This window comes from Natronococcus pandeyae (assembly GCF_008122205.1).
Taxonomy (GTDB): Archaea; Halobacteriota; Halobacteria; order Halobacteriales; family Natrialbaceae; genus Natronococcus; species Natronococcus pandeyae.
In genome coordinates this window covers 648,578-672,301 of sequence record NZ_PHNJ01000001.1, presented here as the reverse complement: position 1 = coordinate 672,301, position 23,724 = coordinate 648,578, and the positions used below count along the sequence as shown (strand labels likewise).

At 61.8% G+C, this 23,724-nt stretch carries 26 protein-coding genes, 1 tRNA gene and 1 pseudogene; 11 read left to right on the top strand and 17 right to left on the bottom strand.

The window, feature by feature from the left end; translation table 11 throughout:
* Positions 1–67: 67 nt before the first annotated feature.
* Positions 68–607, bottom strand: coding sequence for a CBS domain-containing protein (locus CV102_RS03430; RefSeq protein WP_148856474.1), 540 nt, complete (start codon positions 605–607; stop codon positions 68–70).
* A 62-nt stretch (positions 608–669) separates the two neighbouring features.
* Positions 670–1,023 carry a DUF555 domain-containing protein gene (locus CV102_RS03425; RefSeq protein WP_148856473.1) on the bottom strand — a complete coding sequence of 118 codons (354 nt, stop codon included), beginning with the start codon at positions 1,021–1,023 and terminating at the stop codon, positions 670–672.
* A gap of 298 nt (positions 1,024–1,321) precedes the next feature.
* Between CV102_RS03425 and CV102_RS25735 the strand changes: the two genes are divergently transcribed.
* The 3 genes and pseudogenes from CV102_RS25735 to CV102_RS03415 all read left to right on the top strand — a co-directional run.
* The gene (locus CV102_RS25735; RefSeq protein WP_187432845.1) at positions 1,322–1,495 is read left to right on the top strand and encodes a hypothetical protein; all 174 of its coding nucleotides are present in this window, start codon (positions 1,322–1,324) and stop codon (positions 1,493–1,495) included.
* Between the two features lie 206 nt (positions 1,496–1,701).
* A complete protein-coding gene (gene psmB, locus CV102_RS03420; RefSeq protein ID WP_148856472.1) occupies positions 1,702–2,433 on the top strand; it encodes an archaeal proteasome endopeptidase complex subunit beta in 732 nt (243 codons plus the stop codon).
* A 156-nt stretch (positions 2,434–2,589) separates the two neighbouring features.
* Positions 2,590–2,904, top strand: a pseudogene (locus tag CV102_RS03415) (AMP-binding enzyme); the annotation flags it as partial.
* A gap of 52 nt (positions 2,905–2,956) precedes the next feature.
* Here CV102_RS03415 and CV102_RS03410 read toward each other — a convergent pair.
* Entirely contained in the window at positions 2,957–4,114 is a 1,158-nt protein-coding gene (locus tag CV102_RS03410; RefSeq protein WP_148856545.1) for a Gfo/Idh/MocA family protein, read from the bottom strand.
* A gap of 321 nt (positions 4,115–4,435) precedes the next feature.
* Between CV102_RS03410 and CV102_RS03405 the strand changes: the two genes are divergently transcribed.
* The gene (locus CV102_RS03405; RefSeq protein WP_148856471.1) at positions 4,436–5,128 is read left to right on the top strand and encodes a ThuA domain-containing protein; all 693 of its coding nucleotides are present in this window, start codon (positions 4,436–4,438) and stop codon (positions 5,126–5,128) included.
* A 43-nt stretch (positions 5,129–5,171) separates the two neighbouring features.
* Here the strand turns inward: CV102_RS03405 and CV102_RS03400 are convergent, their stop codons facing one another.
* The 4 genes from CV102_RS03400 to CV102_RS03385 form a co-directional block, all read right to left on the bottom strand.
* The gene (locus CV102_RS03400; protein WP_148856470.1) at positions 5,172–6,023 is read right to left on the bottom strand and encodes a translation initiation factor eIF-2B; all 852 of its coding nucleotides are present in this window, start codon (positions 6,021–6,023) and stop codon (positions 5,172–5,174) included.
* A 73-nt stretch (positions 6,024–6,096) separates the two neighbouring features.
* Positions 6,097–6,417 carry a DUF5783 family protein gene (locus CV102_RS03395; protein ID WP_148856469.1) on the bottom strand — a complete coding sequence of 107 codons (321 nt, stop codon included), beginning with the start codon at positions 6,415–6,417 and terminating at the stop codon, positions 6,097–6,099.
* 410 nt (positions 6,418–6,827) lie between these two features.
* A complete protein-coding gene (locus CV102_RS03390; protein ID WP_148856468.1) occupies positions 6,828–7,151 on the bottom strand; it encodes a hypothetical protein in 324 nt (107 codons plus the stop codon).
* 605 nt (positions 7,152–7,756) lie between these two features.
* Positions 7,757–9,121 carry an adenylosuccinate synthase gene (locus tag CV102_RS03385; RefSeq protein WP_148856467.1) on the bottom strand — a complete coding sequence of 455 codons (1,365 nt, stop codon included), beginning with the start codon at positions 9,119–9,121 and terminating at the stop codon, positions 7,757–7,759.
* Between the two features lie 339 nt (positions 9,122–9,460).
* Here CV102_RS03385 and CV102_RS03380 point away from each other — a divergent pair, with 339 nt between their 5' ends.
* Positions 9,461–9,766 (top strand): hypothetical protein, encoded by a 306-nt coding sequence (locus tag CV102_RS03380; RefSeq protein WP_006429686.1) that lies wholly within the window; start codon positions 9,461–9,463, stop codon positions 9,764–9,766.
* 129 nt (positions 9,767–9,895) lie between these two features.
* Here the strand turns inward: CV102_RS03380 and CV102_RS03375 are convergent, their stop codons facing one another.
* The 5 genes from CV102_RS03375 to CV102_RS03355 form a co-directional block, all read right to left on the bottom strand.
* A complete protein-coding gene (locus tag CV102_RS03375; RefSeq protein WP_148856466.1) occupies positions 9,896–12,328 on the bottom strand; it encodes a DUF7527 domain-containing protein in 2,433 nt (810 codons plus the stop codon).
* A 53-nt stretch (positions 12,329–12,381) separates the two neighbouring features.
* A complete protein-coding gene (locus tag CV102_RS03370; protein WP_148856465.1) occupies positions 12,382–12,660 on the bottom strand; it encodes a UPF0058 family protein in 279 nt (92 codons plus the stop codon).
* A gap of 69 nt (positions 12,661–12,729) precedes the next feature.
* A complete protein-coding gene (locus CV102_RS03365) occupies positions 12,730–13,389 on the bottom strand; it encodes a DUF998 domain-containing protein (protein ID WP_148856464.1) in 660 nt (219 codons plus the stop codon).
* Positions 13,390–13,494: 105 nt separating this feature from the next.
* The gene (locus CV102_RS03360) at positions 13,495–14,667 is read right to left on the bottom strand and encodes an ABC transporter ATP-binding protein (protein WP_148856463.1); all 1,173 of its coding nucleotides are present in this window, start codon (positions 14,665–14,667) and stop codon (positions 13,495–13,497) included.
* A gap of 87 nt (positions 14,668–14,754) precedes the next feature.
* Positions 14,755–15,225, bottom strand: coding sequence for a DUF5793 family protein (locus CV102_RS03355; RefSeq protein WP_148856462.1), 471 nt, complete (start codon positions 15,223–15,225; stop codon positions 14,755–14,757).
* 269 nt (positions 15,226–15,494) lie between these two features.
* On the opposite strand from CV102_RS03355, the gene CV102_RS03350 reads away from it, so the two are divergent.
* The 4 genes from CV102_RS03350 to CV102_RS03330 all read left to right on the top strand — a co-directional run bounded on the left by CV102_RS03350 (position 15,495) and on the right by CV102_RS03330 (position 19,597).
* The gene (locus tag CV102_RS03350; protein WP_148856461.1) at positions 15,495–16,151 is read left to right on the top strand and encodes a class I SAM-dependent methyltransferase; all 657 of its coding nucleotides are present in this window, start codon (positions 15,495–15,497) and stop codon (positions 16,149–16,151) included.
* A 73-nt stretch (positions 16,152–16,224) separates the two neighbouring features.
* Positions 16,225–16,295, top strand: a tRNA-Gly gene (locus tag CV102_RS03345).
* A 743-nt stretch (positions 16,296–17,038) separates the two neighbouring features.
* Positions 17,039–18,712 (top strand): hypothetical protein, encoded by a 1,674-nt coding sequence (locus CV102_RS03340; protein WP_148856460.1) that lies wholly within the window; start codon positions 17,039–17,041, stop codon positions 18,710–18,712.
* A gap of 663 nt (positions 18,713–19,375) precedes the next feature.
* Positions 19,376–19,597: a hypothetical protein gene (locus tag CV102_RS03330; RefSeq protein ID WP_148856458.1), complete on the top strand. Its 222-nt coding sequence runs from the start codon at positions 19,376–19,378 to the stop codon at positions 19,595–19,597.
* A gap of 22 nt (positions 19,598–19,619) precedes the next feature.
* Here the strand turns inward: CV102_RS03330 and CV102_RS03325 are convergent, their stop codons facing one another.
* The gene (locus CV102_RS03325) at positions 19,620–19,904 is read right to left on the bottom strand and encodes a HalOD1 output domain-containing protein (RefSeq protein ID WP_148856457.1); all 285 of its coding nucleotides are present in this window, start codon (positions 19,902–19,904) and stop codon (positions 19,620–19,622) included.
* 273 nt (positions 19,905–20,177) lie between these two features.
* Here CV102_RS03325 and CV102_RS03320 point away from each other — a divergent pair, with 273 nt between their 5' ends.
* Complete coding sequence (locus CV102_RS03320) at positions 20,178–20,657, top strand: hypothetical protein (RefSeq protein WP_148856456.1); 480 nt, start codon at positions 20,178–20,180, stop codon at positions 20,655–20,657.
* A 52-nt stretch (positions 20,658–20,709) separates the two neighbouring features.
* Here the strand turns inward: CV102_RS03320 and CV102_RS03315 are convergent, their stop codons facing one another.
* The 4 genes from CV102_RS03315 to CV102_RS03300 form a co-directional block, all read right to left on the bottom strand.
* A complete protein-coding gene (locus CV102_RS03315) occupies positions 20,710–20,988 on the bottom strand; it encodes an amphi-Trp domain-containing protein (protein WP_148856455.1) in 279 nt (92 codons plus the stop codon).
* A 54-nt stretch (positions 20,989–21,042) separates the two neighbouring features.
* On the bottom strand, positions 21,043–21,798 hold the full coding sequence (locus CV102_RS03310; protein WP_148856454.1) for a DICT sensory domain-containing protein: 756 nt from the start codon (positions 21,796–21,798) through the stop codon (positions 21,043–21,045).
* Positions 21,799–21,838: 40 nt separating this feature from the next.
* Positions 21,839–22,213 carry a DUF7344 domain-containing protein gene (locus tag CV102_RS03305; protein ID WP_148856453.1) on the bottom strand — a complete coding sequence of 125 codons (375 nt, stop codon included), beginning with the start codon at positions 22,211–22,213 and terminating at the stop codon, positions 21,839–21,841.
* Positions 22,214–22,277: 64 nt separating this feature from the next.
* Complete coding sequence (locus tag CV102_RS03300) at positions 22,278–22,829, bottom strand: hypothetical protein (RefSeq protein WP_148856452.1); 552 nt, start codon at positions 22,827–22,829, stop codon at positions 22,278–22,280.
* Positions 22,830–22,979: 150 nt separating this feature from the next.
* On the opposite strand from CV102_RS03300, the gene CV102_RS03295 reads away from it, so the two are divergent.
* Positions 22,980–23,555, top strand: coding sequence for a GNAT family N-acetyltransferase (locus CV102_RS03295; protein WP_148856451.1), 576 nt, complete (start codon positions 22,980–22,982; stop codon positions 23,553–23,555).
* Positions 23,556–23,724 lie beyond the last annotated feature (169 nt).

The window sequence follows — 23,724 nt, the reverse complement described above, 5'->3', positions numbered from 1 at the left end:
CGCGCGCTGCCACATCAATTCGGGCGTGACTGGCCGATCGATAACGGCTTACGAGAATCGCGCCGAGCTACGAGAACCGCGCGGCGATATCGGCTTCGGTGATGATGCCGACGGTTTCGCCCGCCTCGGTGATCATCACGGCCTTGTAGTGCTCGAGCAGGTTGCTGATCTCGTCCAGCGTCGCGTCCTTCGATACCGTCGGGAAACTCTCGCTCATGTGTTCCTCGATGGGTTCGTCGCGCGCCTCGGAGTCGAGATGGACGAGATCGCTCTGGCTGATCGAGCCGACGGGGATGCCGTTCTGGATGACCGCGAGCTGCGAGTAGGCTTCGGCCTCCATCTTTCGGGCAGCCTCGCTGACCGGATCCTCCGGCGCGACGTTCACGACCGCCTCGTTCATGAGGTCTTCTGCGCGGACGACGTCGCTTTCGGCCTTCTCGAGTGCGTTGACGATCCGCCGCAGCGTCGAGAGACGCGGATCGACGTCACCGCCCTCGATCCGGGCGATCAGCGGCTGGGAGACCTCGGCCTTATCCGCGAGTTCGCTCTGGGTCAACCCCAGTTCGGTGCGGCGCTGGCGAAGGTCCGCTGGCGTCGGGAGTTCCATACGAACCAATAACTACGGGTTATAGAAAGGTGTTTGGGTGCCGTCGAATCCGGCGACGACGGTTACTCGTCTTCTTCGGTTTCGATGATTTCGACGACGGAGAGCGGGACGTCGCGCAGCGTTCCGCCGACCTCACTCTTTGCGATTCGGGAGGCGTGTTCCTCGCTGTCGGCGTTGAACACGTCCATCTCGAGTGCCAGTCCGACCAGTGCGGTGTCGGCCGCGACGAACGCGGAGTCGAACGGTTCGCCACAGGCGGGACAGCCCGTTGCCCCGACCTCGACCTCGACGTAGTCCATGCCTTCGCTGTTGAGTCGTTTTCCGGCCTCGCTGACGGCGACGCCGATCGCATCGTCGATCGACTCGACGTCACGCACCAACCATGCTGCTTCCATCGCGACGAGATAGTTTCCCATATCTGGTGGTCGGTCCGGGGGGTTTCCTGCTTTGCGGTTCCGGTCGCCGTTCGTAACGATCGACCGGCACGAAGCGCGCACGCGAACCCGATAATGCCTATAACTTACGAGAATTGAGCGAGTCGATTCGGACCAAGATACCCGGATTTCGCCTCGAGTTCTCCCTGAGTTGGTCCGCGCACAAGTCAGGTTGAACCGCAAGCAAGCGTCGACCTGGTTCTGTATTTACAATGATTATAGATTTCGTAATTCAGGAAGATATATATACGGCCTCGATCTGTCCATCGAGTGAACGCCGATGAAATCCCGCGTGCACCACGCGACGCTATTCGCACTGTACCAACTCTGCATTATGGTCGGCATCATCGCGATGCCGATCGCAATGGCCACCCGCCGGTTCGGGTTTACCCTCCCCCTCCACCGACTGATCGAGAACGTCGGCGACGCGTACGAAGCCGCACAGCACGAATGAACTGACGATACTCCTCACTCCGTCCTGAACCGCCGAGCCGCCGGCTTCGACGAGCGCCGCGAAGTTGGCCGGAATCAAACCTCCTCTCACCCACCAGCGGCGCCGCCGTCCGAAACCGAAGGAAGCGCTCGTTCCAACCGACGAAACCGGAAACGACGGGTGCGACCGCCGATGTTTTATATGGTCCCGGTCGTAACGTTCGGTCAATGCGTACGCCTACTCACGAGTCGGAGTTCTCCAAGACGAGCAGCCAGCTGTCGGCTGATATGAACCCGTACGAACCGGAAGTCGGCTCCATGCCCCAGAACGACTTCTCGCGCGCCGACCTCGACAACGTCAACAAGACCGGCACGACGACGATCGGCATCACGACCGCCGACGGCGTCGTCATCGCGACGGACATGCGCGCCAGCCTCGGCGGCCGGTTCGTCTCGAACAAGAACGTCCAGAAGGTCGAACAGATTCACCCGACCGCCGCACTGACGATGGTCGGCAGCGTCGGTGGCGCCCAGTCGTTCATCTCGAGCCTCCGCGCCGAGGTCAACCTCTACGAGGCCCGCCGTGCTGAGGCGATGAGCATCGACGCGCTCGCGACGCTTGCGGGCAACTTCGCCCGCGGCGGACCGTTCTTCGCCATCCACCCGATTCTGGGCGGCGTCGACGAGGAGGGAAGCCACGTCTACAGCATCGACCCCGCCGGCGGCGTCATGAAGGACGACTACACCGTCACCGGCTCCGGGATGCAACTGGCCTACGGTCACCTGGAGCAGTCCTACGAGGAGGACATGTCCAACGAGGAAGCGAAGACCGTCGCTGCTCGCGGCATCAAGTCCGCGGCGGAGCGCGACACCGGCTCCGGTAACGGCGTCTTCCTCTGTGAGATTACCGACGAAGGCGTGGACATCCACGGCCACCACGACTTCGAAGAGGTCATCTAACGCGGTCGCTCGTCCCCGCTTCTTTACTCCTCCCCACTCCGTGAGCATCGCGGCTGCCGCGCCCGCAACCGCCGGGGAGCCGACGATGTCGCCAGAACGCAGGGCGTTCTGGCTGGCTCGCAAGAGGCTCTGCTCCTGGGAACGTTGTCATTCCTCGGGCTACCGGTCGGTCCCTTCGAGGGTGAGAGCTCCCTGGCCGAACATCCGGCCGTCGCCGAGGCGGCAGTCGTCCCAAAGCCGGATCGACAGCGTGGAACCATCGTCAAGGCCTCCGTCGTCTCGAGCGAGACGGCCGACCCGTCCGACGAACTGAAAACGGAGATCAAGACCGACGTCCGCGAGGAACTGTCCGCACACGAGTATCCTCGCGAGATCGAGTTCCGTTCCGAACTCCCGGAGACGGTAACCGGAAAGATCCGACGTATCGAGCTTCAAGATGACGCCGCAGAGGAAGCTGACGAGACGACGTGAACAGCTGAAAACGACGGTCGTCGGCTCACGCCCCTCGTCGGAGGAGTGCGATTCAGTCGACTTGCTGTGAGGCTTCGAGGTCGGCCGTTTCGGCTCGCTCGAGGGGAGCCGTCTCGGCTCGTTCGTACTCCGGCATCTCGATCTCCTGTGCACGGCCCGTTTCGCTCGAGCGATAGATGGCGTCGATCACGCGCTGGACCGTCAGCGCCTCCTCGATGGTGTTCGTTTCGGGTTCGACGCCCGCGGCGATGGTCTCGAGGAACTTCGCGTCCTGTTCTTTGTGGCCGGTCAGCGAGGAGTCGCCCGTCATATCGACGTCGGCGTAGTGGTCACAGCCGGCGGTTCCCGCCTCGAGGATCTCCATGTCGGTGGAGCCGATGTCGAACTGTGCACCCGCGTCGGTCCCGCGCACGCGGAAGTCCATACTCGGTTCGCGGTTCGTCGCCCAGGCGGCCTCGAGCGAGATCGTTTTCCCGCCCTTACACCGAACGAACGCGGTGACGGAGTCGTCGACGTCGTAGGTTTCTGCCTCTGCGTCCCAGGCGTCGCCGAAACCGTCGGGATCGGCGTACTCTGGGTCCATGCCGAAGGTCGTCCTGACGACGCCGCTGACCTCGACGATCTCCGGGAAATCCATCGCGTACAGCGCGAGGTCGAGGGCGTGGACGCCGATATCGAGCAGAGAGCCGCCGCCAGCGAGATCTGGATCGGTGAACCAGGAGCCGGGACCCGGAACTCCGCGTCGGCGAACGTAGTTCGCCTCGACGTGAGTCAGATCGCCGAATCGGCCGCGCTTGTCCTGTTCGTCGAACATCGCCATCGATGCGGCGTGGCGGTTGTGGAAACCGACCATGCAGACTCCCGGCGCGGCGGCGGCCGCGTCGGCGATCCGTTCCGCGCTCTCGAGCGTGTGCGCGAGCGGTTTCTCGACGAGAACGTGACAGCCAGCCTCGAGGGCGTCGACGGTGATCGGTTCGTGGAACCGGTTCGGCGTCGTCACGATAACGGCGTCGACGTCGTCGTCGACGACGAGTCCCTCGTGGGTCTCGTAGGTCTTCGCCCCGAACTCGGTAGCGAACTGCTGGCGCTGCTTCTCGACGAGGTCTGCTCCGGCGACGACGTCCGCGCCGAACTGTTCGACGTTTTTCGCGTGGAGATGGCCCATTCCGCCCAGGCCGACAATACCCACGCCGATTCCATCACCAATCACCGAGAAACCCCCCATTTCTCGCCCATCGTGCCGGTTGCCATCTGAAAAATGTCGCATTTCGCCATCGTTTGCGCGCGATCCTGACTCATACTGGAACGCGGGGAGCAACCGGAATAAGTATTGTGTCCCGTAAATCTGTACAACGACGATGTTATATCCTACATCTTACACTATTAATCGGTGCGACAACGGCGTCATATAAGTATTATTATACTATTACCCGAATTATCGCGATATCGCAGGGGGAAATCGATACTTTCGCTGAAGAATCACGGCGGGTGATCGGACCAGCTAAGAACGTCGAGATGAGAACACCCGGCGATGGTCACAGTTACGATCTGGAACGAGTTTCGACACGAGCGAGAAGACGAGGACGCCGCAGCGGTCTACCCCGACGGGATCCACGCGACGATCGCCGACGCCCTCACAGACCACGAGGTGCGGACGGCGACGCTCGACGAACCCGAGCACGGGCTCACCGAGGAGGTTCTCGAGGAGACGGACGTCCTGCTCTGGTGGGGCCACATCGCCCACGACGAGGTCGCAGACGAGGTCGTCGACCGCGTCCAGGAGCGCGTACTCGAGGGGATGGGGCTGCTCGTGCTCCACTCCGGACACTTCTCGAAGGTGTTCAAGCGACTGATGGGGACGACCTGTAACCTCCAGTGGCGCGAGGACGGCGCGACGGAGCGACTGTGGGTCGTCGACCCCGGCCACCCGATTGCGGACGGAGTCGACGAGTCGATCGAACTGCCCCAGACGGAGATGTACGGTGAGCCGTTCGACGTCCCAGAACCCGACCGGCTGGTCTTTACGAGCTGGTTCGAGGGCGGCGAGGTGTTCCGCAGCGGCTGCTGTTACCGCCGCGGGAACGGACGGATCTTCTACTTCCGGCCGGGCCACGAGACGTACCCGATCTACGAGAACGAGGAGATCCGACAGGTGCTTCGAAACGCGGTCGACTGGGCGAGCCCGACCGGTGGCTCCCCACGGACGTTCGGCGAACGCGAATGAATTGATCGGAATTGGGGTGAAGACGGGCGATCTGACGGCCGTCTTAAAATTCTTGGCGGCCCTCGTCGGTGACGACGCTCTCGAGCAGCGAAATGGGTGTCGCGTCGTAGGAGGGGTTCTCGATCGTGAACCCTTCCGCTGGCTCCGACATCACCTCGCTACCCGGCCGGAACTCGTTTTCGAAGACGAAGCCGCTGTCGACGATCTTCGAAGCGGAGCCGATGACCGTGACGGGAACGCCGAGCTGGTTGGCCGTCGATGCGATCGGAAAGGTTCCGACGCGGTTGTACAGCGTCTCGCCGACGATACAGTCCATGCCGATGACGATCCGATCACACTCCTCGAGGTAGACGCCGTGTGCGCTGTCGGTGATCAGGGTCGCGTCGACCCCCTCGAGGTCGGCGAGCGATCGCGCCGTCTTGCGACCGATGAAACGCGGTCGAGCCTCAGTGATGTAGACGTCGAACTCCTTGCCCGCCTCGACGGCCTGTTCGAGGGCCTCGAGGACGGTCGAGGAGTAGTCGTGGGTCAGCAACGTCGCGCCGTCCTCGAGGTACTCGACGGCGTTTTCGGCGGCCAGTTCCTTCCCGGACTCGACCCGGGAGACGACCGCATCGATTCGCTTCTGGGTGAGTCGCTTGGCCTCGTCGACGCTGTCGACGTCGGCTTCGGTAACGTCGTCGACGACCCCCCGGACGGCGTTCTGAAGCGAGGCGTGGGAGGGGTTGGCCCGCCGAAGGACCGAACCGTTCCGCTCGAGGGCGCGCTCGTACTCCTCGACGGTGGCGAACTCGCGCTCGAGCAGTTCCTCGAGCGCACGAGTGGCGTTTACGGCCACTACCGAGGAGCTGTGCGTCTGCATGTCCTTGATCTCCTCGACCGTTTCGTCGATCATATCTCCACGAATTCCCGTAAGGGCAAAAGGTGTTCCGGGTGGCACCGGCGGTCCGTCGCCGCGCTGACCCCGCTCAGTCGTCGAACTCGAAGATCCGTCTCAGTTCGTTCTCGATCCGCTCGCGAAACTCCTCGAGGACGGCGTCGAACTGCTCGTCGTCGCCGACCGTGGCTCGGACCTCCTCGACTCGCTCTTCCGGGAGTTCGACGCGGAACTCCTGGCTGCCGTCGTAGATTGGCTCGCTCTCGCTCAACACCTTTCGGTCGACGGCACGGAGCACCTCGGAGTCGTACCGGCCGTGCAACTGCTGGTAGGCGTTCGAGTACGCCTGCTCGAGTTCCTCGAAGTAGTAGACGTACTTCTCCTCGAACTTTTCGGGATCGAACTCGGTCACGAGTCGTACTGGGTGGGGGAGCGGGTAAACGGTTCGGGAACGCTGGGGGAGCTACCGTCGAACTGTGTTCGACTACTCGGTGATGGTTCGATCCGTCTTTGTTCACCGTGACACCGGGGGTTTCCGCGTCCTCCCCAGCCGATTTCTGCTCACGGGTGCGCAGCACCCGCTGCTCACGGACGCGTAGCGTCCGTTCACACGGTATGCGAGACCTCCGGTCTCGCACTACTCGCATGGTCCGCGGAACCTGCGGTTCCGCGCTCCGCTCACGCTGTTGGCTCATCCCTCGCGCACCGTCGACCGACGGCTCGCTTAGCGCTCTCCGCCGGTCAGCGCACGCCGACGCAACGTAGACCGGCTCTCCAGCAGGAAGATCTCCGCCCGTACCTCTCGTTCTGACTGCTCGTTCCTTACTCTTTGAAGTCGAACCGCGGGCCGCCGTAGGTCGGCGGATCCGGCTCGAGTTCGACCCCGTGCTCGTACCGGACGAAGTTGAGGTAGAAGGGCCGACCGCAGCCCTCGACCGGCTCGCCCTCGAGGTCGGTGACCGGACCGTCCTCGCCGCAGACGAAGGCGATGCCGTCGGCAGACTCGCGGTCCGGATCGTCCGGGGTGGCGTACTCCCACCCCGGCTGCGAGACCTTCGTGACCGAGCGGTCCGCGAGGTCCGGGGGTCGCTCGAGGTTGTGAACGGCGCCGCAGTGTGGACAGGTGTAGCGGACGGTGACGGTCATCGACGGTGCTAGGGGCCTCGAGGACGTAAATCTGCGGTGGCGCGCGCTGTCGGCGGACCGAACGCGAGTGAGGTCGGCCGACGATGGTGTGCAAGGGATGAGCGAACGGGGAGGGACGACCCGTGAACGAATCAGCTGGGGAGGACGTGAAAATCCCTGTTGCCAGCAGACGAGGTCTACTCGAGAAGAATATCGTGTTCTGTACAGGTCGAGCAGATAACGGAGAGGCAATCAATCTCTCCGATAGCTATCGGAAGCAGCGTGCCGAATACAGTCCTTCGTTCGATGGAAAAGGGACTGCTGATCACAATCAATAACGTCACAGAGCGGGCGCTAAAACTCCTGTACGATCACGATCCGTTCGGGTTCGTGAATCTGATCGCCATGCAGCCCGCCGAGTCCGTGAGGGTCGTGCAGGTGAAAACGAACAAATTCACCGCCGAGGACTGTCAGAAGTACCAGAAGCGAACCCGAAAGCTACCCTCTGGACGCGCAGAGTTCGAGGTGTGGGTTCGCGTCGATCGTCATCAGGACTACTATAGACGACGACACTATCACGGCCCTACCGCGTTTCGTTGTCGGTCTGGAGCAGTTCCAGGCGTTCTTTATTCGTAGGGGTTTTCGACGACGACGGTTTCCTCGCGGCCGGGTCCGACGCCGACCGCGTAGATCGACGCCTCGAGTTCGTCGGCGACGTACTCGAGGTAGGTTCGAGCGTTCTCGGGGATCGCCTCGTACCCCTCGGCAGCGACCTCGGCCCAGTCGACCTCGGACCAGCCGTCGAAGCTCTTGAAGGTGGCCTCGCAATCGCCCCACTTCTCGGTCGTCGGCGGCATCGTGTACACCGTCTCGCCGTCGAGTTCGTAGCTGTGTCCGACCTTCACTTCCTCGAGGCCGGCGAGGACGTCGATGTGATTGATCGCGAGTCCGGTAAACCCGTTCGCGCGCGCGGCGTGGCGCAGCATCGGCATATCGAGCCAGCCGACCCGCCGGGGACGACCGGTGACGGTTCCGTACTCGCCACCCTCGTCGCGAATGTAGGTCGCGAGTTCCTCCTCGTCTGTATCTGCACCCGTCTCGGGATCGTACCCTGGCGTCTGTCCCTCGACGCCGCCGAGTTCGGTCGGGAGCGGGCCCGTTCCGACTCGCGAGAGGTAGGCCTTGACAATGCCGATGACCTCGCCCTGCCCGACGACGGTCGGGCCGAGGCCCGTACCGACGGTCGCGCCGCCGGCGGTCGGGTTCGAGGAGGTGACGTAGGGGTAGATACCGTGATCGATGTCGATCGAGGTGCCCTGTGCGCCCTCGAGCATCACGTTGTCGCCCGCGTCGATCCGGTCCTGGAGGTAGGTGCCGCAGTCGACGGTCATGTTCTCTTCTGCCAGGCGCTCGCCGTACTCGCGATAGGTCTCGAAGAGGTGCTCGACGTCGAACGCCTCGCCGACGTCCGCACCGAAGACCTCCTCCGCGAGGGCGCGTTTCTGCGGGACGACGTACTCGAGTCGCTCGCGGAGGACGTCGGGATCGAGCAGATCGCCGACCCGGATGCCGCGGCGGCCGGCCTTGTCCTCGTAGGTCGGGCCGATTCCGCGCTTGGTCGTGCCGGCGGCGAGGTCCGCTTTCTCGTCCTCCTCGATGCCGTCGAGGACGCGGTGGTACGGGAGGATCACGTGCGCGCGCTCGGCCACCCGAACGTCGGGATCCAGTCCCTTGTCGTGGAGCGTGTCGATCTCCTCGAACAGTGTCTCCGGGTTGACGACGCAGCCGTTGCCGAGCACACCGACCTTGCCCCGGACGGCGCCGGACGGAACGAGCGACAGTTTGTACTTCTCGCCGTCGTGAACGACGGTATGGCCTGCGTTGTCGCCACCCTGATACCGGGCGACGACATCGGCGGCATCGCCGTAAAGGTCGACGACGCCACCCTTGCCTTCGTCGCCGAGTTGCGACCCGACGATTGTGACGGTCATAACAGCGGCGGATTCTTGCCCAGCCGATAAACAGATTACGGTATGACGGGGGAGATTCGTCGTTGAATACTCACGAACGTGAACATCTTCCCCGGTTCGTCGGCGCTGCAGGCGACGACGAGACCACTTCCGTGCAGTGAGAACGGTGAACGCCGTCCATCGACGCGTTCCATCACGCGAGAACGGGCGACCGCATCAGCGATTTTCAACGATCGTTAGCGTGAGATCTCCGCGATCGGAAGCGTTAACTACTGACAGGAACTGGCACTCAGTTGAGAATGGTCGTTTCATTCGCAGAGAGTAACTTTTAAAGGGCCCAAAGACAAGTTAACAAATGCCATGATAGACCGACTAGAGAAGGAAGTCGATATGCTGGAACGACATCTGCAGGTCCTGAAGATGGTTATCGAGAACGAACCCATCGGAATCGTCAAGATGTCGAACGAGACGGGGTACCCCCACCACAAGGTCCGCTACTCGCTGCGCGTCCTCGAGGAGGAAAACCTCATCGAGCCCTCGAGCCAGGGCGCGATCAAGACCGAGCGCACCGCCGAGTTCGTCGACGAACTCGACGGCAAGATCGACGACATCGTCGACAAACTCGACGGAATGAAGATCGAAGACGTCGCAGAAATCGAAGGATAGAGTTTCTTTCTCCGCCGTCTGTCGCCGTCACGGTCCCCCGGGACGGCGGCTCACATCCCGTCCGATCCAGCGCGAGCGTCGCCGCTCGCCGGGCGGTATCCCGCGAAATCGGTGAGAATACGGCCGACGTTACAGTTCGGGGACGTTCATGTGGAACCCTTCCGAACGCGATTCGGCCAGACAGAGGTGGTAGCCCTGCTTTCGCGAGAGGTTGACGTAGCTCAGCCGCGAGCCACGGCTGAGGAACCCGCCGCTGGTCGCCTGCTCGACGACCTCGAGCGCGCCCGGCTCGAAGTAACTCGAGGTGACGACGGTCGCCGCCGCGAGGTCGGGGTAGTTCGCCTTGACCGCCGACGCGGCTTTCTCCATTTCCTCGAGCATCGCCTGCGAGGCCGGCTCCCGGGAGTCGTTCAGGTTCGCGACGAGGAGCGGACTCCCCATCTTGTCGTAGGCGACGACGTCGAAACCGACCTGATCGGGAACCGCTTCGGTCTCGTCGTCCTCGAGCGAGATCGAGGCGTGGAGTTCGGCGCGGTCGATCCGGGGAATTGCGTCGTAGAGGTCGCCCAGCGCGTCCGCGTGGCCAGTATCGCGAATCTCGTAGAGGACGACCGACGTGAGCCAGTCGACGAACCGATACTCCATCGACGAGGTGAGCATGTCCTCGTAGGAGTCGCCGTCGACGACGACATCGGACTCGTCGAACTGGGTGTGGTGCTCGAGCCGCAGGTTCGGTTCGACCTCGCTACGGTCGGCACCCCCATCGTGGGCCGTGTCGAGCGTCGGTTGACTCTTCGACGCGTACCGGACGAAGAGGTTCGTCCCGGACAGCGCCTCCTCGCGCGATAGTTGCGTGCCGGCGGTTCGCTCTCGGTCCGCCCCGGTGGCAGCGCGGGCTCGCTCGAGTTCCGTCTCGAGTTCCTCGACGCGCGACCGGAGTTGCTCGACGGTCGACGACAGCTTCCGGTTCTTCGAGCGGAGCTGATCGCGTTCGGTCTCGAGTTTCTCGACTTTCGTCCGGAGCGCGTTCCGCTGTTTCTCGACCGTCGCGAGTTGCTGGTCCGCCGTCTCGCGTCGCTCGTCGTCCGCCCCCGCTCCGGTCGACGTGGCGTCCGAACGCTGTGTGCGATCGGGCTGGCGTGGCGACTGGGAACTCGAGCGTCCCTCCTCGGGGTTCGAGGGTGCCGACTGCGTCGATTCCGTCTGTGTTCGATTCCCGGCAGCGTCCTCTCGCCCGGATGGCCCGGAGCCGCTCACGGAGGTTGCCGCGTCGCTCGCCGCGGTGTTGTCCGGATCGATCGACGGGATGCTTCGCGTCTCGCGCCACTGCTCTTCCTGCTCGAATCGCTCCTCGAGTTCGGCATCCTCCGACTGCTTTGCCCCCTCCGAGTCCTCGTCGATCCAGTCGATGTCCTGTCGATCGAGTTCTCTGGCCGCCGCCTCGACTGCTTCGGGATCCGGCGACGAATCCGTCCGCGTGCTCCCGCCGTCGCTCGCCTCGGTGTCCGGTGCCGTCGATTCGTCGGCGTCCGTACTCGTTTCGTCGGCGTCGGCACTCGTTTCGTCGGTATCCGTCTCCGTCGTGTCGCCGGTGACGGTTGCGGTATCCGCCGACGGGTCGACGGTCTCGTCCCGGTCGTTCACACGATCCGACGCGTTCGGGTCGGCCGGCGCGTTCGACGTCTCGCTGTCGGCGGGCTCGGTGATCCCCGTCGGCGACTCCTGACTCGTCTCGGCCTCGTCGGCCGTGGTGATTCCCGAAGCGGTGTTCGACGTCTCACCGTCGAACGACGCCGAATCGGCGCCGGAACTGGCGGCCGGCGTCGCCGAATCGGTCTGCGGATTCGACGCGCTCGTTCCCTCCGGCTCCGGTGGCTGGCTGTCAGTTGCCGGCTGCTCGTCGGTCTCGGCAGTATCGTCGGTGACGTCGGTCTCGCTGGTGACGTCGGTTTCAGCGGTCTCGTCACGTCCATCGGTCCCGGCGATCGACTCCGTCGCGTCCGAGTCGGGTGTGGAGTCATCCGAGCGGGGAACGTCCGCGACCTCGATCTCAACGTCGATCACCTCGTAGATCCCGACCTCGTCGGCCGCGCGCTCGAACGCCTCGTCGCCGGTGAGCAACCGCTCGGCGCTGCCGATATAGGCGGCAGCCATCCGCCGGCCGCCGTAGTAAATAACGTAGTAGTCCCCGCTGAGAACGTTCTCGCTCAACTCGATGTAGCCGGTGAACGAACCGTTCTGGAGCGTTTCGTCGACCTCGCGGAGCGGGGTCTCGTTCGTGTAGTACTTCGCCCTCGTCTCGCCTCCCTGTTCTTCCATCGCACAGAGCAACGGCAGCGAAGGGTGTGGTGCCTCGTAGCGAGTTCCCGATTCGTTCTCGAAGTCCTCGACGGCACCGCCGACGGTGCCGACGATGCGACCGTTGAGCAGAAAGAGCCAGGATCCAGCCGCGGTAACGGCGCCCGAAAAGTCAGAAGCAACGAGATCCCGGAGCCCGTCGTATCCGCCGCTGAAGGCACGAGAATCCCATTGTTCGACGCGCTCTTGCGTGCGCGAGTCCATAGTCAAACATGCGGGATCCGGGACAAATACGTTTCGCCTAGATTCTCGTTCGCCTATATTTTCGACTCGGCGTCTTCGGCCAGCTCTTTCATGCGCTTGCCGATCCGGCCGGCACTCGAGAACTCGTCTTCGCTCATCGCCTTCGCAAGCGCGTTCCCGAGGACGAAGACGGCGTGTTTGTGTTCGCTCTTCGATTTGTGGACGTGCGAGGGGTCGACATCGAGCTGGCGGTACGGCTCGAACAGCGTCTCGTTGACCTCCTCGCGCTCCGAAAAGTATTCCATGATGACGACGAGTTCTTCGTGGAGCTCGAGGAGTTCGTCTTTATGCATAGACGCGTGTAGGAACGGTTTCAATTTAAGCGTTGTGTGCCGATCGATCGCAAAGCAGGATAGGGGCGCTCAGTCGTGCGATTCCCTCCCTTCGGTATCGGCGAGGTGCAAATCGCCAGCGAGGACGAGGATCCAGCCGCCAAACGCGAGCGCGGCGACGAACTCGGGGACGGCGAACCACGCCCAGGAATCCGTCGTGCCGGCCCGAGACACCAGCCAGACCAGCCACGTGACGGGATGAACGATACCGAACCAGATCGAGAGCAGGCCGAGTCCTCGCGCGCCGTCGAGAACCTGACCGGTGCCGTAGACCCACTGTGCAAACGGCGCCACGCCGAAGAACGTTAGCGCGGCCGCAAAGTGGAGATTCCGCTCGAGGTAGTACTCCGTGTGTCCGAGAAAAAAGACACCGACGCCGATCATACCGACGACCGACGTCACGAGGAGGACGACTCCCAGTCGTTCGACCCGTCCGAAACTCGTCACCCAGAGTCGCCAGGCAAACGGGATTCCGAAGAGGCCACCAGCGATCAGCCCGCCGTTGAACAGCAGGAACGTCCTCGTCCCGGGGCGGCCCATGTCCGAGAGCGCACGTCCGTGCCAGGTGAACGTCTCGGGTGTAGCGAGAACGGTCGCGAGGACGATAGCACTCAGCGCGACGAGTGGCGCAGCGAGCCCGCAGTAGGCCGCAGTCCGTTTCGAAAATCGACTGTGATCGCGAAGACGCACGCTATCGGTTCGAATCTATCAGCACATCAACCTGCTCGTTCGTCACCGCTCGAGCGGGATGTATCGAGACAGCGCGAGAACAGCTGGGGAACAGAACCGAGGCAATCAGTCCGAAGCGACCTGCGGGTTTCTGTCCCGCTGACCCGCCGGGAACCAGGCGAGTTCGTGGTCGGCGGTGACGCGAACGGCGACGCGCTCGTCCAGATCGATCCGGTCCGAGTGGTTGTGCATGCACTCGATGGTCTCACCGGTGTCGAGTTCGACGCGGTAGAGGACGGTCGGTCCGAGGTAGCGCCGGTAGACGACCGTCCCGTCTGCTTCCGTGTCGGCTACCTCGGTCGGGAAGGCGGTCACGTCGTCCGGTCTGACGAGCAGGTCGACGGTAGTCCCGTCGTACTGTTCGGCGAGCCCGTTGACGTTGTCGCGGAGTACCCGTCCGAGCGCGGTGTCGACGTGATCCCCGCGAACCGCACCCGAGAGGAAGCTAGCGTGGCCGAGAAATCCCGCAACGAACCGCGACTCGGGCTGCTGAAAGACCTCTTCGGGGGTATCGATCTGTTCGATATCCCCGTCGTTCATTACGGCGACGCGGTCAGAGATCGACATCGCCTCCTCCTGGTCGTGCGTGACGGAGATGGCGGTGACCCCCGTCTGCTTGATGATCCGGCGAACCTCCTCGCGCATCTCGACGCGCAGATCGACGTCCAGATTCGAGAACGGTTCGTCGAGCAAGAGCATCTCCGGTTCGGGCGCGAGTGATCGCGCGAGCGCGATCCGCTGCTGTTGGCCGCCGGAGAGTTCGTCCGGGTAATCCTCGCCGTGTGTCTCGAGGCCGACGAGTTCGAGCAGTTCTGCGACGCGAGCCTCACGTTCCGGTTCGGACCAGTCCTGGAGTCCGAAAGCGACGTTCTCCCGGGCAGTGAGATGCGGAAAGAGGGCGAACTCCTGAAAGACGACCCCGATACCGCGTTCCTCGGCGGGAACGAACCGACCGTTCCCGGCGACGGGGTCGTTCTGGAGGTGGATATCGCCCTGGTTCGGTTTCTCGAGTCCGGCGATGAGTCGCAGGGTCGTCGTCTTGCCGCAGCCGGACGGTCCGAGCAACGTGAGAATTTCGCCGTCGCGAACGGAAAGCGAGAGATCCGAGATCACGGTCTCGCTGCCGTAGTGTTTGGCGACGTCTTCGAGTTCGAGGACGACATCGTCCGTAGACTGTGGTGACAGCGTCTCCCGCTGCGGTTCGTCGGCCGTCGTCGTGAGTAGTTGTCCGTTCCCCATATCGACTCTCCGGCGTCTGCCGGCGCACATTCGATTTAGGTGTGCCTAAAACACTTATAATTGCCGGTCGATTCCAGCTCGACGGGATTAGAGTTCGATACCGCTCGGGATCAGACTGTGTTTGCGGAGGAGGTTCCCCTCCTCGTCGTAGACCAAGAACGTCTGTTTGTCGTAGCTGACGAACTCGTCGCCGTCGAGCAGGAGTCGAATCTCGTACAGACCCTCGTCGTCCGGTTCCTGTTCGCCGTAGCCGCGGGCGGCTCGGATGAACTTCAGGACGTCGTTAGCATCCTCGTTGAGTTCGAGGACGAACTCGCCGGTGGTTCGGTTGGCCAGACTCACGACACCGTCGGTGTCCGAATCGAGCGACCCCTGCAGCCGAAGCGCGGCGTCGGTTTCGGTGTCCTCGAGAACCTCGCCGTCAGGACCGGTCAGGCGCTCGCGGAGATCCGTCGCTGGGCCGGTAAAATCGATCGATACCGACGGTTTCGACGGTTCGCCATCGGTTTCGACCCAGTCGACATTGCTGACATCTAGCGTGAAGTGCTCGCGCCTCATTCCGTACCGTGGGTTGGCGCTCCCGCCGTATGAACGTAACGCACGACTAGTCACCATTCCAAAATATCCGTCAGTCGGTGTGAGTCTTACAAGCAATCGTGGTGTCTGTTACCGTTCCATCAACATCTAGAGGCTCAATCAATTCTCGAACGACTCGCCAGTTCCGTCTCGATGGCACTCGAAGCGACCGAGCCACGCGGTCGTTTTCGACCGCTCTATCGGTCCGTAGCGAACGCTTTTTGCACCCGCGCGCTCTCGGATCGACCGAGATGGACCGTCGAACAGCCGTCCGGGAGACGTACGACCGGATCGCGAGTCACTTCGCTTCGACCCGCGAGTACGCCTGGCCGGAAGTCGAAACCTTCGTCGAGGGTCACGAGGGGCGGCTTCGCAGCGGCTCCGTCGGTCTCGATCTCGGCTGTGGTAACTGCCGCCACGCCGAACTGTTGGCCGGGGCAGGCCTCGAGCACGTCGTCGGCCTCGACGTGAGTCGCGGATTGCTCGAGACCGGGCGGGAACGAGCGCTCGAGCGCGAGTTCGACGTCTCGCTGGTCCAGGGCGACGCTGCGACGCTCCCGCTGGCTGACGGCGTCGTCGATATCGCCGTCTACGTCGCGACACTCCATCACCTGCCGACGCGGACGGCCCGCCGGGACAGCCTCGACGAACTCGCCCGCGTGCTCGATTCGGACGGCCGAGCGCTCGTCAGCGCCTGGTCGACCGCTCACGACAAGTTCGACGAAACCGAGGGCTTCGACACGACCGTCGAGTGGACCCTCCCCGGCGGCGAAGCCGTCGACCGGTTCTACCACATCTACGCGCCCGACGAGTTCGAGGCCGACCTCGAGGCGAGCGATCTGACGGTGCTCGAGTGGGAACTCTCGAGCGGGAACTGTTACGCGACGGTAGCCGGATCCGAGCGCTGAGATGTGGGGAAGGCTCGCACCGATCGGATCGAAAAGGAAGAGCCTTAAACGAGGAGCGAAAACCAGAGACTGCGCGCGGATGGTCTAGTGGTAGGACCTGAGCCTTCCAAGCTCATGGCCCGGGTTCAAATCCCGGTCCGCGCACTTTTCGACGAACGGACGTGAGGAGAAAATGCGTGATAGAGGAGATTTACGGAAGACGCACGCTCGCGAGTAAAACGAGCGAGACCGTCTTCAGGTGGTTCAAATCCCGGTCCGCGCATTTCTGCTGCGAGCAACACCGCGAGCAGCAGAAATCGTATAGGGATTTGAAGCACGCGAGTCGCAGCGTCCGAACGGAGTGAGGACGACCGTCTCGCAGTCGGGTTCAAATCCCGGTCCGCGCATGGAGACAGCGGAGCTGTCTCGTAGTTTTCTCCGTCCGCAGTAGATGAACACAACATGCAGATCAGAGCTCATACTCCGGGTTCGAATAGCGACCGATCCGTTGTACCGCGATTTCAATACCTGTTAGGATCATATCAGACTCGAGCCTACCGAGTGGAAATGTTCCTGCTGCGGATCGATCGAAATCGCGGAGTAAGACGGCTTCTAGCAGCGTTCTCAGAGACGAGAGTCTCAGAGATTGGTTCTGTCTCAAGTCGTAGCAAATCAGTCTGAGGCTTCAATTACTACGAATCACTGTCCAAAGCCAGATTAACGATGACAGTAGAACCACCCCCATTATTGATAACAAGCCGATCAAGTCAATCCACAGAACAGAGGTGTAGAGATGATAATAGGAAGGACATATAATATTTCGTGTTCATTATAACTTGTTCTAAAATAATTCAAACGTCCAGTTCTTTCCGGCAATCTTAACAATAGCTGTATCCTTTATTTGTAGTATGGATAGACGGACGGTACTAGCGAATACTGGTATTACCTTCTCTGCTGCACTCGCTGGCTGTTCCGAGCTCGAGGACGAGTCTGATGAGGTAAATGGTGACGACCCCGACGATCACGACCAAGACGGCAGTGACGGTCCCGAAGAGGACGATGGCCTCGGTGGGGACGACAGCACCGACGATACCGACGGCCAGGATGACGACCAGGATGACGAAGAAGAGGAGTACGAGATCCAGGAAGAAGAGGAGCAGGAAGAGCAGGAAGAGCAAGACCAGGAAGAAGAAGAGGAACAAGAGGACGCAGAAGACGATGAGGACGATGAGCCGGAAGAACGACCAGATGTGGCCCTTCCCGAGGAAGCTGAAGCGCATCTGGACGTTCTGAGTCACGATCTCGACTCGGATGGGAGCGGGTGCGAGTTTTACGCGGAACTCGAGCGAATCAGCAGCGACGACGAGTACCACGTCTCGTTTGATACCGAGGTAACGCTCTACTCTGATGACGGTGAGACGATCGCGGAGAAATCCGGCCCGAGTGTGAGTAGAGATGATCTTGGTGAAGGTAAGAGCCGAGTCTACACGGTCAGCTTCGACGATTGCGAGGGAGCCGACCAGTATACGTTCGAAGTCGTGAATTTCAGTGCCATCCGTTCAGCCGATGCGATGGAGGCTGACGTCGACATCCATTCCGAACTCGAGGAGAAACTCGAGATCGATCACGAGTTCAGTTGGGTTGGCGAACCTGGGAGTGGTCAGTGTCGGCTCACGATCGGTGCCACGAACGTCACTGACGAGTACGTCATCAGTGCCACCGTGAATAGTGATTATCTCGAGCGCGGGCTCACGAACCTCGGGCCAGGTGAATCAGATGAAAAGGAGATCGAGGGATCCTGTACTGAGGACGTCGAGAGTTATCTGGTTCAGATCGGAACGGAGGACTACGAGTTCGAAGAAGCCGAAGTGGTCAATGATCACAACGAGGAGATTGATGCAGAAGGAGAGGTGATCCTCTCTGAAGAAGCTGAAGAGCATCTGGAGGTTCGAGACCACGCCTTTGTCTGGCGTGATGAGGACAGGACCGAGGTTGAGGTTCGCGTTGAACTTGAGAAAACCAGCGCCGACAAATATCAACTCTCCTTTAGGTTCGATACGCACGTCGATGACGATGACGGTGAGAACATCACCGGAAGTGGACGCCTTGGTGCGAGCGAGCGTGAGCAGCTCGACGAAGGCGAGAGTCGAGTGTACTCAACCGGTGTAGATCTTGTGGAGGGGATTGAAGATGCAGCTGAGTATACAGTCGAGATGGCACGCTTCCATGCTTCCGTGCATGTCGATGATCTGGAACCCGACTTCGATCTGGATTCCGAGCTCGACGAAAAACTCGAGGTCACGGACTCTTCGATCAGTGCTGAAGAGAGTGGTGACTACATTCCGCTTTACAATAGGTACGGTAGGCAAAGCTGCAGTAGGTCCGCAACGGTGGAAAACATCACTGAGGACTATCGGCTCACTGTTAGAGGGCCAGACGGCGAGCGCCACAACAAAACGATCGAACTCGATCCGGGTGAAACAGCCGACTTTTGGTTCAGTAGAGGCTCATGTGCTTCCGACGACCTTACGTACGGTTTCAATATCCATTCGGAGGGAGTCGAGGAGATCGACGACTCGTAGTACAGCTCTTCTCTAATTTCAAAATGGATTTTCTCACCTGCTGGCTAAATTGTAGAGTGGATGGAACCTACCCGTTCTACACTCCCACGTATAGGAGTTTAGTACGTCCGAGTTAGGAATGGACCGGAAGAGAAGCAGATTCCAGAGGCGGCAGAGACGGGGACATTCCTCCGTATAAGCCGGTCTATCTCTCGAGAGAAGCATGGGAGGTAGAGATGTGTATCGATAACGTCGGCTAGGTTAGAAAAGCGCGTGGGCAGCGACCTACTACACTATCTACCGAACCGCTCTGTACAGATGCGGTGTTGAGCAGAGAATTACCCCCTTCGCTGGGCTATTTCGTACGCTAGACCCATTGGTAGAAAGATCCAGAGTACGATGAAACCGATCGTCTCAACGGAGGGAGCAGAGTCGACTAGTGCGCTGTAAAGAAAGAGTGTACCCGTAGCGATAACCCCGACAATACCTGAAACATACTCCGGGTCAGACCACGAATTCGGACGCTTGTCCGTTGTCATACTTCCTATTTGTACTATGATTAGTTTAAAGATAGTCTCGGAACAATACTGGTCCGCACATATTCTCACGCGAACAACGTCACGAGCAGTCGCACTCATACTGCTCGTGCCGCTTCTTATGATACGTGCATAAGCTGGCAGTCACATGTTGGATGGTACCGGAAGCGGGTGGACCTGGCTCGGCACGTGGCTGGTCTTCTTGCTCCTGATCGGTGGCGGTAGGTACCTTCTTTTCAGGGGAATTCTCGAGACCAGCGAGCGGGAATCGGACACCGCCCTCGAGGAACTGCGACTCGCCCTTGCCCGCCGCGAACTCCGGAGCGAGGAGTTCGAAGAACGCCGAAAGCGGCTTCAGGTAGGCGAGTAGGACGCAAAATCCACGACTCGAGTCACTCCTCGGAAACCGAACGCTCCGCTTCACGCGGTGGGTCGAAGACGGTAACCTGGCCGCCCTGGTGGGCCGTGATTTCGTACCCGACCCATTCGAACGTCACGCAGCCCTCTCCGTCGACCGTGTGAAAGAGTTGGGCCAGGGCCTCGGTGTCGATGACGCTGTAGAGGGGCGGATGAAGCTCTGTTGGGGAGACGCCCTCGAGTTCGGCTACCTCCTCGACGATAGCCTCGGGGAAGTCGGGAGCGCTGTCGGTCGGCCGGTCGTGAAACCCTGTAGACACGGATCCTGCTTTCCTGTCTGTTAATAAATGTTTTCTGGTGACAGCGGTCTAATTCTTTAGACAGCTATCATCCAATATTGTCGCGACAGTCGCCGTAGCAACGTACGGAGGGTCGAGGAGGCGCTATCCCAGCCTCTGGAGCTCCGAGAACGAACTCGTCGGTGGTTGTGTCAGATACTCGAAGATAGGATCGAAACCGCCGTCGCGACTCGAACAACGCGCCTTGCGTTTCCTGGCACCGACGATACCGGCGTGGCAGACGTTTCGGCGCGTATGAGCGACACCAGTACCAGGTACGACGAGGGAGATGTCGTCGCGACCCCCGACGGCCGCGGCGTCGTCGCGGCCGTCCTGACGAGCGGGTTCGAGTTCCCGCAGGGCGAGGACGAACTCGCGGATGTCTCGGCGAGCGACGACCAGCCGGCGTACGTCGTCGGACTCGAGGCCGTCGGTTCGGCGGTCTACCGGGCCGGCGCGTTAGAAGCGAGCGAGCTCGAGGACGGCGACGCGACCCGGCAGACCGACGGCGAGGCACTGACCGAAGTCGTCGACGAAGACGTAAACGGGCTGGATGGTCTCCCCGAGGGGTGGGACAGGGATAGCGTCCTCGAGTACTGGTCCTCGATCGGCGGCTCGTGGGCGGAGTGCGCCGACGACATGACCGACGAGTTCGAAGAGGACCGCGCGAAAGAACACTGTTCCGCGATGAAAGACGAGGTGCTGCGGACTCAGCGCTGGCGGAATCGGTTCTGACTGCCGGCGCGGGGATTCTCGATCCAAAAAAGCAAGTATTCCAGGAGCGGCGCTACTCCTCGGTCTCCTCGTCCGACCCCGCGCTCGGGACGACCCACTCGAGTTCGATCTCCAGTTCGATCTCGTCGTGGTCGTCGTCTTCCGGTTCGCGCTCGAGTTCGACCTCGAATTCGAGCGTGTCGGTCGGCAACTCGACCGTGACGGAGTCGTCGTCGGTCGAGACGGTCAGTTCGTCGCCGGCCTCGAGTTCGTCGGCGAGTTCGCGCAGCCAGTCGGCGGCCATCTCCGGGGACTGTTCGAGTTCGGCCTCGAGTAGTTCGCCGTACGTCATCGCGTCGGAGTACGGGACAACCGACAAAAAACCGCTCGGTGATCGTCACCGAGTTCAGCCGTACGTCGAGGCGACGTGCGATGCGATCTCGTCGACGACGGCCGGATCGTAGCTCCAGAAGCCGGCGAACTCGTCCGGATCCCGCTCTTCGGCGAGTAAGGCGCAGGCCTGCTGCTCGTCGTCACCGCCGTCGAACGTGAGAAACCAGAACTCGCCGATCTCGCCGGAAGCGGTATCGGACCCGTCCGAATCGTCGGCGTCGCCGACATCGACCGCGTGGATCGTCAGCCCGTTCGGGTTCGGTGGGGAGTCGTCTGTCCGTCCGTAAACGTGTATCTCGAGGTTCGTCTCCTCGGCCAGCCGCTCGTAAATCGGGAGCTGATGCTGCAGGAGCGACAGTCGCTGGAAGCCGACGCGGAGCGTCCCCTCGCCGACGCGCCACGCTCGATCCTCGATCTCCCGACTCGTCGCGAGAAGCTGGCGACGATCGAGGGAGTACCACACCGTGTCGTCGAGGATCTCGAGCAGAACTCGGTACTCGGCGTTCGCGAACGCCTCGTCCCAGGGGCGGTAGATCGGCGGCTCGAGAAACTCCCGAACCTCGCGCATGCCGATCGAGGCGACGAACCCGCTCGTATCCCGAATGACGAGAAACCCCTCGTCCCGCGCCACTGAGGGAAGCGGGGTGTGCGTAACTGATACCACGCGGGTTTCGAACTGGTCGACGATGTCGGGATGAGAAGTCGGCGCGTAGATGGTGATCGTTCGTTCTGTCCGGTCGAACCGATCGAGAAACTCGCGAAACGTCATCGAGTTCCTCCCCGCCCGTGTGGTAGTTCAGTGGACATACTCAGGGAACGGTTTCCGCGAGACAGGCCAATCGAACGAACGACCGCGTCGCCGGCGGACACGGGGCAAACGAGAGCGTGTCCGTCTCCTCGTCGTAGTCGACGATACCCGCTTCAGCCATCGCTGGAACGTGACGATGCCGGAGATCTCGGAGGACCTGATCCCGAGTTTCGCGGCCGGTTATCCCGTACTCCGACGCTCGCGGCCAGCCAGTGACGATGTCGGCGACCTCCTCTAGCGACGCGGTTTCGTGTTCGAGTAAGAAGTACAGCGCGTACCGTCGCTCCTGGTTCTGAAGGATCAAGAACGCGTTGTCTATCACGCTCCGATCGGTACGGGATCGATCCGAGGCGGACTGTTCGTTATCCATTCGCATGGTAACATATGCCAGTGGTCCGCGTTACGTCTTCCCTTGCACTCGCTACCCACATCGGATCGTCTCACTCCTCGAGCGGCGGCGTCGCCAGCCGATCGGTGAGGTCGACCATCGTGGCGAAGACCAGCCCCAGAACGGTTCCGAACAGAAGGTGGCCGACGAGGCTCTCGGCGGCGAAGACGGGGAACTCGCCGGCCGGGTCGGCACCGAGCGCCTCGACCCAGGCGGGAAGGACGAGTACGGGCAGGATCGCCCAGATTGAGAGGCCGAAGACGAACCCTGCGGCGACGACGCGGAGCCAGACGCCGGTTCGCGAGAGCGCGTCGGTTTCGACGGTCATCCGTAGAGTTCCAAGAATGAACTCGCGCGTGACGAGGAAGCCGAAGAGCACACCGAGCACGACCCCGTGGGCAACGTGGATTCCCCAGCCGACGATACCCACGGGATCCAGCCCGTAGATCGCTGGAATGGCCGCTTGTACGACTGCCGGATCCAGAGCCCAGACGAGCGCGCCGAACGCGAGGGCGCCGATCGCACCGCCGACCGCGCCGCCGACTACCCACCCACCGCTTCCACTCATTCCGGTCTCGGCCGTCTCGCTCTGTTCGGTGCTCATGGCGAGAGGTGCTCCCACGAACAGCAGCAAAAAGGCTCACCCGGAAAGCCTAGCCCGCAGATTCTCCTGGAAAGCCTACCCTGCCGAGTTCCACGGGCACGAGGCCGATCCGTGCCAGCAACTATAGTAGCTGGCACGTAAGCGGCGGGTGTGGAGTACGAACTGCTGGGATGGCCGCCGGACGGACCGAAGCTACGTCTCGATCACGAGCGGTTCAGCTACGCCGGGAAGTTCGTCATGACGAACACGGGAAAGGCGGTCGCTCGAGACGAGTCCGGAACGATCGTCGGAGCCCTCGCGTTCAACGAGGACCGCACGGACGAGGACACCCTCTGGCTGCGGTACGTCACCGTCGCAGACGACCGCCGCGGCGACGGCATCGGACCAGCGCTCGTTCGACACGTTCGCGAGCACGCCATCGAGCGAGGGTACGACCGTTTCCGGATCGCGGTCAACAACCCGTTCGCCTACGAGGCGCTCTACCGGGCTGGCTTCGGCTACACCGGAGAGACGACCGGGATCGCCGAACTGATCCTCGAGCACCCCGACCCCCTCGACGATTCGACCGACGACGGCTCCTCGAGACGCGACCGCTATCAGGACGGCCTCGACGAGTTTCGGAATCGAGATCTCTCGGAGGAAGAAGAGACCTTTCTCGAGGAGAGGAACGACTGCGGGCCGCCCGAACGAGACCACACGACGGACGAACAGCCGCACACCGAGTGAACCAGCAGACTGGAGCTACCGGACTGACCGACTGTAGGCTGTAGTGGTCCGGTCGTCTCACCGGCGCGCAGTGCCGCGGCGAGCGACAGCGAGTCGCGGCTCGAAACGCGAGGGACGAGCGAGCGTTCGCGAACGCGAGCGAGTCGGCTGGGGAGGACGTGGAATCCCT

Coding starts and splice junctions, on each gene's coding strand:
- CV102_RS03385 (WP_148856467.1), bottom strand. CDS start 9,121: ATGACCGTCACAATCGTCGGGTCGCAACTCGGCGACGAAGGCAAGGGT.
- CV102_RS03330 (WP_148856458.1), top strand. CDS start 19,376: ATGTTGGATGGTACCGGAAGCGGGTGGACCTGGCTCGGCACGTGGCTG.
- CV102_RS03430 (WP_148856474.1), bottom strand. CDS start 607: ATGGAACTCCCGACGCCAGCGGACCTTCGCCAGCGCCGCACCGAACTG.
- CV102_RS03350 (WP_148856461.1), top strand. CDS start 15,495: ATGGACCGTCGAACAGCCGTCCGGGAGACGTACGACCGGATCGCGAGT.
- CV102_RS03370 (WP_148856465.1), bottom strand. CDS start 12,660: ATGCATAAAGACGAACTCCTCGAGCTCCACGAAGAACTCGTCGTCATC.
- CV102_RS03380 (WP_006429686.1), top strand. CDS start 9,461: ATGATAGACCGACTAGAGAAGGAAGTCGATATGCTGGAACGACATCTG.
- CV102_RS03355 (WP_148856462.1), bottom strand. CDS start 15,225: ATGAGGCGCGAGCACTTCACGCTAGATGTCAGCAATGTCGACTGGGTC.
- CV102_RS03425 (WP_148856473.1), bottom strand. CDS start 1,023: ATGGGAAACTATCTCGTCGCGATGGAAGCAGCATGGTTGGTGCGTGAC.
- CV102_RS03360 (WP_148856463.1), bottom strand. CDS start 14,667: ATGGGGAACGGACAACTACTCACGACGACGGCCGACGAACCGCAGCGG.
- CV102_RS03390 (WP_148856468.1), bottom strand. CDS start 7,151: ATGACCGTCACCGTCCGCTACACCTGTCCACACTGCGGCGCCGTTCAC.
- CV102_RS03320 (WP_148856456.1), top strand. CDS start 20,178: ATGAGCGACACCAGTACCAGGTACGACGAGGGAGATGTCGTCGCGACC.
- CV102_RS03310 (WP_148856454.1), bottom strand. CDS start 21,798: ATGACGTTTCGCGAGTTTCTCGATCGGTTCGACCGGACAGAACGAACG.
- CV102_RS03405 (WP_148856471.1), top strand. CDS start 4,436: ATGGTCACAGTTACGATCTGGAACGAGTTTCGACACGAGCGAGAAGAC.
- CV102_RS03400 (WP_148856470.1), bottom strand. CDS start 6,023: ATGATCGACGAAACGGTCGAGGAGATCAAGGACATGCAGACGCACAGC.
- psmB (WP_148856472.1), top strand. CDS start 1,702: ATGCGTACGCCTACTCACGAGTCGGAGTTCTCCAAGACGAGCAGCCAG.
- CV102_RS03375 (WP_148856466.1), bottom strand. CDS start 12,328: ATGGACTCGCGCACGCAAGAGCGCGTCGAACAATGGGATTCTCGTGCC.
- CV102_RS03305 (WP_148856453.1), bottom strand. CDS start 22,213: ATGCGAATGGATAACGAACAGTCCGCCTCGGATCGATCCCGTACCGAT.
- CV102_RS03340 (WP_148856460.1), top strand. CDS start 17,039: ATGGATAGACGGACGGTACTAGCGAATACTGGTATTACCTTCTCTGCT.
- CV102_RS25735 (WP_187432845.1), top strand. CDS start 1,322: ATGAAATCCCGCGTGCACCACGCGACGCTATTCGCACTGTACCAACTC.
- CV102_RS03315 (WP_148856455.1), bottom strand. CDS start 20,988: ATGACGTACGGCGAACTACTCGAGGCCGAACTCGAACAGTCCCCGGAG.
- CV102_RS03300 (WP_148856452.1), bottom strand. CDS start 22,829: ATGAGCACCGAACAGAGCGAGACGGCCGAGACCGGAATGAGTGGAAGC.